Genomic DNA, 13,896 nt, shown 5'->3' with positions numbered 1-13,896 from the left:
ACCGTCTCCGCGCCGGGCCGCGTGGGCATTTACAGGGCTTCGCGGGCGCGCGATAGTCCCGTCCGTGCACGTCGCCATCTACGCCACCAAGGTGGGTTCCGAGAAGCTCCTGCGGCCCGGTCTGGACGAGCTGGCCGCGTACCTGGCCGACGAGGAGGCCCACGTGTGGGTCGACATCGAAGGCTCCACCGACGAGCAGATGGTCATGATGCGGGACGTCCTGCACATCCACCCGCTGCTCATCGAGGACGCCTTCAAGGCGCAGGACACGCCCAAGCTCGAGGCGCACGACGACTACATCTACTTCATCATCCTCGGGCCCGAGGAGCCGGATCCGGTGCCCGACGAGATCACGCTGCGCGACCTGGACCTGTTCGTGTCCGAGCGCTTCGTGGTGACGCACCACGAGGGCAACGTCCCTGCCATCCCGTTCGTGCGCCAGATGGTGGAACGCAACCCCGCGCTCCTGCGCCAGGGACCGGCGGTCATCGCGCACCGCGCCGTGGACCACATGGTGGACCGCTTCATGGTGCGCATGAACGCGCTGGGTGAGCGCATCGACGGCCTCGAGATCGCGGCGCTCCGAGCCGACTCGGCGTCGGTGCTCGAGACCGTGCTCGACGCCAAGCACGACGTGCTGCACCTCGGGCGTCTGGTGCGGCACCAAAAAGAGGTGCTTCGTCAGCTGGCGACCGGGCCCGTGCCGTTCATCCCCGGCGAGGTGCGCCCCTTCTACCGCGACATCTACGACCACTTCGTGGGCATCGCGGACCAGGCGGAGGCCTATCGTGACGCCATCAGCGGGTCGCTCGACGCGTACCTCAGCATGCAGTCGCACCGACTGAACGACGTCATGAAGGCGCTCACCATGATGTCCACCATCATGCTGCCGCTGACCTTCATCACGGGCCTCTACGGGATGAACTTCGAGTTCATGCCGGGGCTGCACCACAAGTACGGCTACCAGGTGGCGTGGTTCGTGATGATCGGCACGGCCAGCGCGATCTTCTTGTTCTTCAAGCGTAGGAATTGGTGGTGATGCAAGGTGAGCTGGGGTTTTCAGCGAGCGACGCAGGGGACGCGCTCGCGGAGCTAGACGCTCTGCGCGCGCAGATCGCGCATCATGAGGCGCTGTACCGCAAGGGCGCGCCTGAGATTCCGGACAGCGTCTTCGACGAGCTCTTCGACCGCTATCAAGAGCTGGCGGACTCGCTGGGTGTCGCGGCCGACGAGCGCATCGACCGCAGCCCAGGAGTGGACCACACCGACGGGTTCGAGACGGTCGCGCACCATGTCCCGATGTTGTCGCTCGAGAAGCTCACGCCCAACCGGCGCGACGCGGAAGGTGTGCCCGTGCCCTACGAGGTGCAGCTCGACGCGTGGTTCCAGCGGCGCCTGAAGGACCTGGAGCTGCCACCGGGGAGCGAGCTGCCGTTGTTCGTCGAGCCCAAGATCGATGGCATCAGCGTGTCGCTGCTCTACGAGAGCGGGCGGCTCACCCGGGCGGTCACGCGCGGCGACGGACAGAAGGGCGACGTCATCACGGCGCAGGTGCTGGAGGCGCGCGCCGTCCCGGCGCGCTTGGTGGGAGTCGGCGGCGGCGAGCTCGAGGTGCGTGGCGAGCTGTACTGGCCGCGCGACGCGTTCGACGCTCACAACGCGCGCTTGGCAGCTGCGGGCGAGAAGATCATCGCCAACCCGCGCAATGGCTGCGCCGGCATGATGAAGCGCAAGGATCCGAGCGGGCTGGGCGAGGTCGGCATCCGCGCCTTCCTCTATCAGATCCCGTGGAGCGAGGGCGTCTCGCTGCCCGGGCGCCAGAGCGAGATCCTCGGATGGCTCGCCGAAGCCGGCGCCGAGGTCTACGCCGACGAGGTGTTCCTCGCGCCCGACGCGGCCGCTGCGTACGCCTACTGCGCGAGCTACCACGAGCGCCGCGACCAGCTGCCCTTCGACATCGATGGGATGGTCATCAAAGTGGACGAGCTCTCGCACTACCCCGCGCTGGGCTCCACGGGCCACCATCCGCACTGGGGCATCGCCTACAAGTTCCCGCCCGAGCGGCGCGCCACGCGGCTGCGCGCCATCAGCGTCCAAGTGGGGAAGAGCGGCAAGCTCACACCCGTGGCGGAGCTCGATCCTGTTCCGCTCGCGGGCACCACGGTCAGTCGGGCGTCGTTGCACAACTTCCCCGAGCTCGCGCGCAAGGACGTGCGCGTCGGCGACCAGGTGTACGTCGAGAAAGCGGGCGACATCATCCCGCAGGTCGTGGCCGTGGATCACGACAAGCGCCCCGAGGGGACCGAGCCCTTCGTCGCGCCCGAGGCCTGCCCCACGTGTGGCAGCGCGGTGGTGTGCGAGGAGATCTTCATCTACTGCCCGAACCCCGCGTGCCCGGACCAGGTGCTCGAGCGCTTGAAGCACTTCGCGGGGCGTCAGGCGATGGACATCGAGGGCATGGGCGAGGCGCTCATCGTGCAGGTCATCGACAAGGTGGGGGTGCGGCGCCCAGACGACCTCTTCCGATTGACGGTGTCCCAGCTCGCGGGCCTCGAGCGCATGGGCGAGAAGAGCGCGGCCAACGTCATCGCCGCGCTCGAGGGCGCCAAGGCGCGCGGCCTGCCGCGGGTGCTCGTCGGGCTCGCCATCCGGCACGTCGGCGTGTCCATGGCAGAGGAGCTCACCAAGCACTGGCGCGATGCAGACGCGCTGCTGGACTTCGCTGCGCGCTACGTGGCGGGCGACCCCGAGGCCGTGGCCTTCGTCGCCCCCGAGAAGTCGAGTGAGCGCGGCGCCGTCGAGGGGCTCGGGCGCAAGTCCGCGGACAGCATCTTCGCGGAGCTCGACGCCCCGGCCGTGCGGGCCGTGTTCGAGGGCCTCGCGGCGGCGGGTGTGAGCCTCGCCGCGCCGGAGACCACCACGCGCGAGGTCGAGGGGGTGGCCGGCAAGTCCTTCGTGCTGACCGGCACGCTGCCCACGTTGAAGCGCTCGGAGGCTGGCGCGCGCATCAAGGAGGCCGGCGGCAAGGTGGTCGGTTCGGTGTCCGCCAAGACCGACTACGTGGTGGCCGGGGAGGAGGCCGGCAGCAAGCTCGAGAAGGCGCAGAAGCTGGGCGTGACCGTCCTCGACGAAGCGGCGCTGCTGGCGATGCTCGACGGGTAGGACTACGCGGCGGCGCGTTCCTGGACGTCGACTGGCGTCGGGGCCTCGAACGCTTCGGAGCGCAGCGCGAGGATGCGCTCGCGTCCGGCTGGCTTGAGCGTGAGCCATACGAAGTCGAACACGTCCAGCTGGTCGCGCGCCTCGAGGCCGTGCTCGCGCAGCCGAGCGCGGATGTCCGTCGTCATGCGCACCAACCGGGCGTACAAGATGCCCATCGGGCGCTCGCCGACGCGCAGGCCCGGCGCCATGAAGCGCGCCTGGCGCTCGAACGTCTTCGGTCGCACGACGGGGAGGGTCGTGGGGTGGAACGCCGCGAGGAAGAACGTGGCCAGCTCCCAAGACGGGGCCGTGCCGAGCGCGGCCTCGAGCACGCGTACCCAGCCGTCGAGCCGCTGTGGCACCGATGCCTTTCCGTGTAGCAGCTCGTGGACGCCCTCCGCGATGGGCGCGTGGTGCGCGACGTCGACGGCGGCGAAGGCCGCGCGCTCCTGGGCCGTCACGATGCTGGAGCTCTCGAGCACTCGTCGGAGGGCCCCGTGCACGGCGCTCGGTCCGTTGGTTTCGTGCGCCTCGCGCAGGGCATCGGAGCTCAGTAGCTTGGCCGCCACCCGCACCATGCCGTCACGGTGTCGCTTGAGCAGCCGCTTGCGACCATCGCTGCGGTGCTCCTCTGCGTAGGCGGCGTCGCGGAAGCCGCCCTCGAACAGCTCGCGGAAGTAGGCCACCTGCTCCGCCAGCGCGATCGGTCGGCGACCCTTGCGCATGCTCGGGCGAAGCTCTTCGGGGGCCATGGCATGCAGCGCGCTCACCAGCGCGTGCGCCGCATCGTAGGTGCGGTCCGCCGGCTGCAAGAGCTCCCAGTAGTCGAGGTGCATGGCGCGCGCCCGACCGTCTTGGAACTGCATGGTCACGCGGTCCACCCGCCGGTCGAGGATGACGCCGAGCCCCCACTCGCTGCGCTTCGCGTGCCGGTAGAGGGATGGCATCGCCGCGAAGTCCGCGTCGGTGTCGTGCTGGTTCTGTGTGTCTTTCGTCTGGGTGTCGATGGATGTCTGCAAAGGAAGTCCTCGGGAGTGGGCGCTGGTTCTGTGGGTGCTCACGCGCGTTCCGCGCGCGACGCTGCACGCAACCACCGCCTTGGCGCCATCGGATGGGCGGCGATTGGCGAACGTGCTTCTCGGACTGGATCAGGTGACGACCTCGTACGCCATGAACCATGTGTTGTTCGATGTGCGCGGGCCGTGCAGGACGTCTGATTGAGTCGACCGTCAATATATCATTAATCGAGCCAGAATCAAGCGTTGAGACAAAGGTGTGTCGAGTGAGTTCCACTCGGACTATCGTTGGCCCCACCCATGAGCACCCCGATCATCGAGCCCAGCACGACCGGTATCGCCGCGCGCGACTTCCAGTGGGCGCTGCGCAGCGTCGTCGGCGACGACGTCTTCGAGGACATCTTGCGGAGCATCCCGCGTGAGGCGCGCGACGCCGTGCGCTCCGCCCCCACGGCCGCCTGGGTGCCGCTCGTCCACATCGGTGAGGTCATCGACCAGGCCTGCCAGCGCACCGGACTCGACGAGGACGCGCTGCTGACGCGCACGACCCGCATGTCCACCGAGCGCACGTTGAACACGGTCTGGCGCGTGCTGCTCCGCATGACCAGCGACGACGCGATCATCACGCGCACGCCGCTCTTGTGGAAGCGCACCCGCAACGTAGGCGAGCTGTCGGTGACCGACCACGGGCGCGGCTTCGGCACCCTCGAGGTCATGGGCTGGCCAGGCATGACACGGCGTTCGGCCCTCATCCTCTCCGTCAACATCGAGACGGTGCTGAAGTGCGCGGGGCGGCGGGGCGTGCGCGTCGAGTGGGGCAGGACCCCGGACGGCGCGCGCTATCACGTGACGTGGAGGGTGTGACCGGCGAGGTGCCGGCCGAACAGCGCCAGGCTTCCGCGCGCCGCCCTCGCGTCCGCGGACAGCCGATGGCGGGGACCGAACGCGGCGCTGTGGTCCGCGACCTGTCGGTTCATCTACGCAGCGCAGGCAGGGCGGTCGCCAGGCGCTCGAGCGCGCGTGTGATCTGGGCCTCCGACGTCGCGTAGCTGAAGCGCAGGTGCCCCTCGGCGATGGCGCCGAAGTCGCGACCGGGGCCCACCGCGACGTGCGCTTGCTCGACGATGCGCATGGCCATGGCGAGCGAGTCCTCGCTCAGGTGGCGGGCGTCGGCGAGGATGTAGAACGCGCCCGTCGGTGCGGTCGGGATGCCGAGCCCCAGCGTGCGCAGGCCTTCCAGCAGTAGGTCGCGTCGGCGCTCGTAGATGCCGCGCATGTGCAAAACGTGCGGCGCGCCGTGCGTGAGGGCGGCCACACCCGCGCTCTGGACGAAGTGCGTGGCGGAGATGAACTGACTCTGCTGGAGGCTCTGCAGCGCGCGCGACGCCCAGCGTGGGGCGATCAGGTACCCCAGCCGGAAGCCCGTCATCGCGTAGCGCTTCGAGAAGCCATCCAGCACGAAGGTGTCGTCGCTGTACGCGAGAGGGGAGGTGACGCGCTCCCCGTCGAACAGGAGACCGTCGTAGATCTCGTCGCTCAGGATGGGCAGCCCCAGCGCTGCGATGGCCGCGATGGTCTCGCGCGACTGCACGGCCCCCGTCGGGTTCGCTGGCGAGGCCACGATGACCGCCTTCGTGCGCGGAGTCCTCGCGGCCGCGAGCGCCTCGACGTCGATGCGGTACCCGTCCCGCGCGAAGGTGGGCACGAAGCGCGGCACGCCTCCACAGGCCACGATCATGTTCGGGTAGCAAGGATAGTGCGGCGTCGGCACCAGTACCTCGTCGCCGGGGTTAACCAGCACCTGCAGCGCCATCAAGATGGCCGGAGACGTGCCCAGTGTCACGAGCACCTGATCCGGGTCCGTGGCCACCCCACGGCGCGCCTCGGAGTCCGCCGCGATGGCCTCGCGCAGGCCCCGTAGCCCGCGGCTGTCCGTGTAGTGCGTCTCGCCGCGCTGCAGCGCCTCGACGGCCGCGCGCACCGCTTCGGGCGGCGCGTCGAAGTCGGGCTCGCCCACGCCCAGCTGGATCACGTCGTGCCCCTCGCGGGCCAGCGCCATGCCGCGCTCCATCACCTCCATCGCCAGGAAGGGCGCGATCTGTTCCGTGCGAGCGCTCAGGCGGGCGTCGTGCATGCGCCGCAGGGTGTCAGCGCGTCGCGACGCGCGCCAGTGCTGGGGTCGCCGTGCGGGTCACAAAGCTCGTGCTGGGCCGTACGGGCCAGCGCGCCAGAGGCATCGGCATCGCCGTGCGGGTCACTACGCCGCCTGAGGCGTGGTAGATCCCCTCGATGACCGCCAGCCACCGTGAGGTCCACCGCCGCTCCCTCGAAGACGCCGAGTCGTTCTGGCTCGAGGCCAGCCGCGCCATCGACTGGGTGACGCCGCCCACCCGCGCCCTCGACGACAGCCGCGCCCCCTTCTACCGCTGGTTCCCGGATGGCGTGCTCAACACCGCGTACAACTGCCTCGACCGGCACGTGGAGGGCGGGCGCGCCGAGCAGGCGGCCCTCATCTACGACAGCCCAGTCACGGGGAAGCAGCGCACGCTCACCTACCGCGAGCTGCGCGACGAGGTGGCGCTGTTCGCGGGAGCCCTGCGCGCGAACGGTGTCGAAAAGGGTGACCGCGTGATCCTCTACATGCCGATGATCCCGGAGGCCGCCGTGGCGATGCTCGCCTGCGCCCGCCTGGGCGCGGTGCACTCCGTCGTCTTCGGTGGGTTCGCCGCGGCCGAGCTGGCGACACGCATCGACGACGCGCAGCCCGTGCTCATGGTGTGTGCGTCGTGCGGAATCGAGCCCACGCGCACGGTCGCCTACAAGCCGCTGCTGGACGAGGCCATCGCGCTCGCCACGCACAAGCCAACGCACGTGATCGTGAAGCAGCGACCGCAGCTGGAAGCCACGCTCGTTGCGGGGCGTGACGTGAGCTGGGACGACGCGCTCGCGGCGCCCGGGCTCGAGCCCGCCGAGTGCGTCCCCGTCGCGGCCACGGACCCGCTCTACGTGCTGTACACCTCGGGCACCACCGGCCAACCCAAGGGGGTCGTGCGCGATCAGGGCGGCCACGCAGTGGCCCTGCAGTACAGCATGCAGGCCGTGTACGGCGTGCAGCCAGGAGAGGTGTTCTGGGCCGCCTCCGACGTGGGCTGGGTCGTGGGCCACAGCTACATCGTCTACGGGCCGCTGTTGAACGGGAACACCACGGTGCTCTTCGAGGGCAAGCCGGTGGGCACGCCCGATGCCGGCACGTTCTTCCGTGTCATTGCCGAGCACGGCGTGAAGAAGCTCTTCACGGCGCCCACGGCGTTCCGCGCCATCAAGAAGGACGACCCGGACGGCGTGCAGCTCGCGCGCTACGACCTCGGGCACTTCGAGGCCTTGTTCCTCGCGGGCGAGCGCAGCGACTCTGCCACGCTGGAGTGGGCGGAGCAGCACCTCGGCGTGCCCGTCATCGATCACTGGTGGCAGACCGAGACGGGCTGGCCGATCGTGTCCAACTGCCTCGGCATCGAGCCGCTGCCGGTGAAGCACGGTTCGCCCACCCTGCCCGTCCCGGGCTGGGACATCCGCGTGGTGGACGAGGCCGCGCGTGACGTGCCCGCCAACACGACCGGCGCGCTGGTGGTGAAGCTGCCTCTCCCGCCGGGCGCGCTGCCCACGCTGTGGAACGCCGACCAGCGCTTCCTGGACGCGTACCTCACCGACTACCCGGGCTTCTACAAGACCGCGGACGCGGGCTACGTCGACGAGGATGGGTACGTGTACGTCATGGCGCGCACGGACGACATCATCAACGTCGCGGGCCATCGGCTCTCCACCGGGCAGATGGAGGAGGTGCTCGCGCAGCACCCCGCGGTGGCCGAGTGCGCCGTCATCGGGGTGGCCGACGAGCTCAAGGGCGAGCTACCGCTGGGCCTCTTGGTGCTCAAGGCGGGCGTGACCCAGACCCACACCGAGGTGGTGCGCGAGGTGGTGGCGGCGGTCCGTGAGCACATCGGCCCCGTGGCGGCCTTCAAGCACGCCGTGGTGGTGCAGCGCCTGCCGAAGACGCGCTCGGGCAAGATCCTGCGCGGCACCATGAAGAAGATCGCCGAGGGGCAGGACGCGCCGGTGCCCGCCACCATCGAGGACCCTGCGGTGCTCGACGAGATCCGGGCCGCCCTCGAGGCGCGCTAGCCCAGCCGGCCTGCGCGGAGGGCGCGCGCGCTGACGAAGCCCGCGAGCCCGCCGTGCAACGAGTTCGGGCCCACCCTGCAACGAGTTCGGGCCCACGCGCCCCGCGCTTCCGAGCTCAGAGGGACATGATCCAGCTGTTGCCCGTCGAGATCTCGAACTCGTAGAGCTCGCCCGAGCCTCCCACCAGGAACATGCGGTCTGGGTTGCTCGGGTGCAGCGCCGCCGTGCCGTGGCCCAGGTAGTTGCCGTTGCGCAGCGCGCCCGCGTGGCCCTGGTCCACCGGGTATTCGCCCGGCAGCAGGCCACCCGGGCTGACGCGGAAGGGAGACTCACGGTCGCCCGTGGTCAGGTCCACGGCGAACCCGAGGTAGGGCGCGACCTGTCCCATCACCCACATGAGGTTCCGCGACCCGTCCCAGAAGATGTTGTTCTCGCCCATGGCGTGGTCGCCCTCGCCGACGGAACCCGCGACCGACACGGCTGTGCGGTTGCCCGTGCTCAGGTCGTACGCCACCAGCGCCTCCTGGAGGATGTGCACCACGTAGAGCTTCCCTTCGTGGACGTGCATGCCCGAGAGCGACGTGTACTGCGGGCTGAAGCCCGTCCCGATGTCCGGCAGGGCGGATGCCCAGCTGCGCGAGAGGATGGTGCAGGTCGATCCATCCGCCGCGATCTCCACGACACCGATGCCGTCCGAGGGGTTGCGGAAGGCGAGGTAGAACTTGCCCGTGCTCGGGTCCATCGCGAACGCGCGGTGCTCGTATTGCACGGGGATGCGTCCGCTCGCGGTGCTGCTGATGGTGCGCGAGCCGTAGCACTGCCCGAACGGCGAGGTCTCGCCGTTGCGCTGCTCGACGCGCCACACGAGGGTCCTCGCGCCCGTCGTGGGGTGCACGCGCACGATCTCGACGTTCTCCAGCGTGCCGTTGCCGTAGGCGTAGAGCATGCCGTCGGCGCCCAGCTCGACGTCCTCGATGTAGTTCAGCGCGGTGGTCTCGCGCGGCACGCCCGACACCATGCGCTGGCTCTTGTAGCCCGAGCCGAACTCCGTGTACCCGCTGCTCGGGTCCGCGTAGATGCCGCTCACGATGCGCCGCGCGCCCGTCGTGTAGTCGTACGCGACGATCAGGCCCCCGCCCGTGTAGCTCGGGTCGGTGTACTGCATGGCGGAGAACAGCTCACCCTGCGTCTCGCTGAGCACGCCGCCGTACACCGTCGGCGCGATGGGGTACAGGTGCGGCCCGTCGGCCCAGCGGAAGCCCTGGTTCCAGGCGTCTCCCACGGGCCAGCAGTTCAGGATGGAGCCCTCCCGGCTGTTCGGGTCGCTCTGGATGTCCTTGCGACAGCGGCAGTCCATGTACAGGTCGGTCTGCGCGTCCGTGAACATGCCGAAGCTGCACGCCTTGAGGTAGTAGGGGCTGCTGGTGTCGGTCATGGAGTTGAGGCAGGTGGGCGTCCCGTCCCGCGCCGTGCACAGCTCGCCGTCGGCGCAGGTCTCGAGCACGGTGCTGGTGCGCGCGCCACACGCGTCGGTCTCCTGGATCAGGCTGACCCCGCTCAGGAAGCGCGGCGCGTCCACGTTGTTGCAGGCGCTCCCGATGGGCTCGGCGCACACCGCGACACACTGGCCGCCGTTGCACGTCTCGCCAGACGCGGCGCAGTCCACCGCGACGTCGTCGGTCAGCTCGCCGCAGCTGTTGTACCAGCGCGTGGCCGAGAGGTCGGCGGGGTCGCAGCCGAGCGTCGCGTGCGCCGTGCCGCAGGGGTCCACGACGTCGCGGCAGGTGTTGGACTCGCACACCTGGTTGGCGGCACACGTGCTGACGATCTCTCCCGTCGGCACACCACACGCGTTGATCCACTCACGGCCGCGCCCGTCCGCGGAGCAAGCGATGGTGTTGTGTAGTGGGAAGCACGGGGGCCGACAGACCGGGTTGGTGTTGGCGGGGTCGATGGTGCACACCTCACCCGGATCACAGGCCCGGAAGATGCCGTCGTACGCGCCGCACGAATCGACGTAGTACACGGCGCTCAGGTCGTCCTCGTTGCACGCCTTGTCGAGCGTCTGCGTGCACCCTGCCGGCGGGCGGCAGACCGGGTTGGTGTTGGTCGGGTCGATGGTGCACACCTCACCCGGGTCACAGGCCCGGAAGATGCCATCGTACGCGCCGCACGAGGTGACGTAATACACGGCGCTGGGGTCGTCCTCGTTGCACGCCTTGTCGAGCGTCCGCGTGCAGCCCGGCGGCAGCGTGCAGGTGGCCAGCGACGTCGGCGTGCGCTGTGTGCACACGCGTCCCGGGTCGCACGCCTCGCGCACGCCCGTGACGTTGCCACACGCGTCCACGTTGAACACCTGGTCCGGGGTGTTGGGGTCGCAGGCCGTCCCGCCCGGGCCGGTCGCCGTACACGTGCCACCGTCGGGGTTGGGCGTGGGCCCGCCGTCGGCCGGGGTACAGGCCAGCGGGAGCAGAGCGAGCACGAGGAGGCCCGAGAGGCGCGCGCAAGGAGTCATGCCTCGAGCCTACGAGGGGGCTTCCTCACGGACCCCCCGACAGCGTGTAGAGAGATCGCTACGCGCCAGGGGGAGCACGTCGGCGCGCGCCCCGGACCAGGAACGGCAGGGCGACCACCACCCAGCTCGCGCCGCAGCACAACCCCGTGGCGGGGGGCACCACGAACGCCGCGATGCCCCGCATGATCGCCACGAAGAACATGAGGACGAGGTCGATCGGGACGGTCAGGAGGTAGAAGACCGACCCGCCCCACCCGGCGTGCTCCCACAGCCACTTGGTGGTGACGAAGCCGACCAGCTCGTCCTCCCCCAGCGCCGATTGCAGCGCCTGCTCGCTCGCGAACACGAGCGCCACGGTCAGCCCGACGGCCAGCCACGCCACCACGCGCCCGCCAGCTCCGTACTTGCGCGGCAGGGCGCGGAGTAGCGCGCCGAGCGGCAGGGCCACCACCAGCGACCCCAGCGCTACGAGGAGCGCGAGGAGCAGGGACTTGGCCGCGTCGTGAGGCGTCTCGCCCGCGTTCAGCACGATGTACGTGTGCACCCCCACCGCGCTGGCGAAGAGGGCGCTGGACCCGACGAGGATGGCGCGCTCATGGGGCGGCGATGGCGACATGGTGGGCCCATGGTGCCACAGCGGCTCCCGTAGGGCGTGCGACCGCTCGCGTCTCGGTCCCGTCGCGGTGCTCGACATCCCGTGCGCGTTCACGTATTCGACTCGGGGAGTCAGAGACATGGGTGGCACACAGACACAGGTGGTCCGAGCGCGCGCGACGCGGCGGGCCTTGGCCGTTGGCATGATGCTCGCGCTCGCCGCGTGCGGGGGCGGTGACGACGACGCGGAAGTGAGCGCGCCTGCCTCGCCGGTGGCGACAGCCGCAGAGACGCCCACGGCGCAGGCGCCGACGCCAGAGGTCGCCGAGGCGCCACCCATGCCCGAGCCTCCCGTCGAGCCCGAAGCAGCCACGACGGAGGATGCGGGTGTCGACGGTGGTGTCGAGGTGGTCGCGCCCGAGTTCGACGTGCCCGCCTATGCGGCCGAAGCGCCCGCGTGCGAGCCACACCCCGAGCTCGCGCCCGACCCACCCATCAGCATGCGCGACATGGACCGCGGAGTTCCATCGTTTCCCATGGCCGCGGCGCTGAACTCGGCCTGTGAGCACGCCCCAGCCGACCTCTCGGCCTCGTTCAATCGAGGCGGCCTGCGTCGACATCGCACGCGCGACTACGTGCAGTCCAAGCACTACTTCGGTCAGGCGCTGGTCGCCGACCCGAGCCAGCTGGGTCCGCGCTTCAACCTCGCGTGTGCGCTCGCGCAGCTCGGTGACATCGACTCGGCCATCGCGCAGCTCGAGGAGCTCGACCGATCCGGGCCCGAGGGACGCGCCTCCGCCGCTCGCGCGCAGACCGACCGAGACTTTGCCGCGTATCACGGCACCCCGCGCCTCGCCGCCCTGGTGCGCGGCCTGCCAGCGGCCGTGGAGGCGCTGCCCGCCTCGGGCGACCGCGCGCTCGCGTACGACGACCAGCCGTCGGCCGAGATGCGCGACGCGGACGTCGTGGCGGGCGAGCGCGTGTGGCAGAGCGGCGTGCTGGACGCGGCCGCGTTCCAGGCGTTCGTGCTGGCCCTGGAGTCCGACCGCCGCCGCTTTCACTTCTTCAGCGAGCGCGTGTCCGACGCGGGCCGGCAGGCGCTCACGGCGCTCGGCCTCTCGGCCCTCACGCGGCACGCGGCATGGACGCCGAGCGAGGACCACACGTACCTGGTGGTCGCCGTGTCCAGCCGCGACGAGGTGCGTCACACCCTCTACGTGGCGGAGCTCGTGGCGCCCGACGCCGTCCGGCTGGTCGAGGTGGTCGAGCTCGCAGCCCCCACGTGCGCCGAGGGCGTGGAGCCGCTCGCCACGTTCGTGGTCAGCCCCGACCACCGGGCGTTCGGTCACGTGAGCGGCTGTCTCGACCAGGCACCTGCGACGCTGGAGCGCTGCCTCTTCTACTTCGCGGAGGGCCGCGTCATGCGTCGCTGCGGCCATGGTGCCCCGGCGGCCCCGGCCGAGTAGCCCGCCGGGTTGGCGATCCGCGGGTCCCCCCTCGCGTCGCTCGGTCCCGCGGTCACGCGCCGCGCCGGCGACGTCGCCTTCGACACCGTGGTACAACCGCCCCATGACCGACCGCGTCCTCATCGAGCGCCACGGGGCCGTCGCGCACGTGCAGCTCAACCGCGCCGACAAGCGCAACGCCCTCGACGTCGCCATGTTCGAAGGCATCGTCGCCGCCGGCGAGCAGCTCCGGACCGACCGCTCGGTCCGCGCCGTGGTGCTCTCGGGCGTGGGCCAGGCCTTCTCGGCCGGGCTCGACTTCAGCGCGTTCAGCGCGTTCGCGAGCGGCGGCGGGAGCAGTCTGCTCGCGCGTGACGCGGCGGTGAGTCCGGCCAACCTCGCCCAGCGCGTCGGCTGGATCTGGCAGGAGCTCGAGGTGCCCGTCATCGCGGCGCTGCACGGTGTGGCGTTCGGTGGAGGCTTCCAGATCGCGGCAGGCGCGGACATCCGCGTCGCTCATCCCCAGACCCAGCTCTCCATCATGGAGATCAAGTGGGGCCTCGTCCCGGACATGAGCATCACCGCGACCACGCTGCGCTCTGTGCCCCTCGACGTCATCAAGGATCTCATGTTCACCGGTCGTGTCGTGGGCGGCGAAGAGGCGCTCGGCCTGCGCTTGGTCACGCGCCTCGCGGATGACCCCGTCGCGACGGCGCTCGAGCTCGCAGGCACCATCGCCACCAAGAACCCGCACGCCATCCGCGCGGGCAAGCGCATGCTCAACCAGGCGTTGGATCTGGACATCCCGGCGCGCTTCCGCCTCGAGACGGACGAGCAGCTGGCCCTGCTCGGCAGCGCGAACCAGATGGAGGCCGTCATGGCCAACATGCAGAAGCGCGATCCGGTCTTCTCCGACTGACGACGGCGCGGACATCGCGAAGTCGCG

At 70.3% G+C, this 13,896-nt stretch carries 10 protein-coding genes; 6 read left to right on the top strand and 4 right to left on the bottom strand.

What is annotated here, in order from left to right; all coding sequences use genetic code 11:
• Positions 1–64: 64 nt before the first annotated feature.
• Both corA and ligA read left to right on the top strand, forming a co-directional pair.
• Positions 65–1,039 (top strand): magnesium/cobalt transporter CorA, encoded by a 975-nt coding sequence (gene corA / locus H6726_06785; GenBank protein ID MCB9657343.1) that lies wholly within the window; start codon positions 65–67, stop codon positions 1,037–1,039.
• Positions 1,036–3,162, top strand: coding sequence for an NAD-dependent DNA ligase LigA (ligA, locus tag H6726_06780; GenBank protein ID MCB9657342.1), 2,127 nt, complete (start codon positions 1,036–1,038; stop codon positions 3,160–3,162). The genes corA and ligA overlap by 4 nt, the downstream gene beginning before the upstream one ends.
• Positions 3,163–3,164: 2 nt before the next feature.
• On the opposite strand, the gene H6726_06775 is transcribed toward ligA, so the two are convergent.
• A complete protein-coding gene (locus tag H6726_06775; GenBank protein MCB9657341.1) occupies positions 3,165–4,220 on the bottom strand; it encodes a hypothetical protein in 1,056 nt (351 codons plus the stop codon).
• A 297-nt stretch (positions 4,221–4,517) separates the two neighbouring features.
• On the opposite strand from H6726_06775, the gene H6726_06770 reads away from it, so the two are divergent.
• A complete protein-coding gene (locus H6726_06770; GenBank protein MCB9657340.1) occupies positions 4,518–5,081 on the top strand; it encodes a hypothetical protein in 564 nt (187 codons plus the stop codon).
• 109 nt (positions 5,082–5,190) lie between these two features.
• Here the strand turns inward: H6726_06770 and H6726_06765 are convergent, their stop codons facing one another.
• Positions 5,191–6,351 carry a pyridoxal phosphate-dependent aminotransferase gene (locus tag H6726_06765; protein ID MCB9657339.1) on the bottom strand — a complete coding sequence of 387 codons (1,161 nt, stop codon included), beginning with the start codon at positions 6,349–6,351 and terminating at the stop codon, positions 5,191–5,193.
• A 155-nt stretch (positions 6,352–6,506) separates the two neighbouring features.
• Between H6726_06765 and H6726_06760 the strand changes: the two genes are divergently transcribed.
• On the top strand, positions 6,507–8,396 hold the full coding sequence (locus H6726_06760) for a propionyl-CoA synthetase (protein MCB9657338.1): 1,890 nt from the start codon (positions 6,507–6,509) through the stop codon (positions 8,394–8,396).
• A gap of 115 nt (positions 8,397–8,511) precedes the next feature.
• Here the strand turns inward: H6726_06760 and H6726_06755 are convergent, their stop codons facing one another.
• Together H6726_06755 and H6726_06750 are read right to left on the bottom strand one after the other, a co-directional pair.
• Entirely contained in the window at positions 8,512–10,911 is a 2,400-nt protein-coding gene (locus tag H6726_06755; protein ID MCB9657337.1) for a hypothetical protein, read from the bottom strand.
• A 58-nt stretch (positions 10,912–10,969) separates the two neighbouring features.
• Positions 10,970–11,527, bottom strand: coding sequence for a hypothetical protein (locus tag H6726_06750; protein ID MCB9657336.1), 558 nt, complete (start codon positions 11,525–11,527; stop codon positions 10,970–10,972).
• Positions 11,528–11,645: 118 nt separating this feature from the next.
• On the opposite strand from H6726_06750, the gene H6726_06745 reads away from it, so the two are divergent.
• Together H6726_06745 and H6726_06740 are read left to right on the top strand one after the other, a co-directional pair.
• Complete coding sequence (locus tag H6726_06745; protein MCB9657335.1) at positions 11,646–12,971, top strand: hypothetical protein; 1,326 nt, start codon at positions 11,646–11,648, stop codon at positions 12,969–12,971.
• Between the two features lie 103 nt (positions 12,972–13,074).
• A complete protein-coding gene (locus tag H6726_06740; protein ID MCB9657334.1) occupies positions 13,075–13,869 on the top strand; it encodes a crotonase/enoyl-CoA hydratase family protein in 795 nt (264 codons plus the stop codon).
• The last annotated feature ends 27 nt before the right edge of the window (positions 13,870–13,896 follow it).

The sequence above is a fragment of the Sandaracinaceae bacterium genome, from assembly GCA_020633055.1.
In the GTDB taxonomy this organism is placed as follows: Bacteria; Myxococcota_A; Polyangia; order Polyangiales; family Houyiibacteriaceae; genus JADJJE01.
The sequence above is the reverse complement of the archived record's forward strand: the minus strand, read 5'-3'. Positions and strand labels throughout refer to the sequence as shown.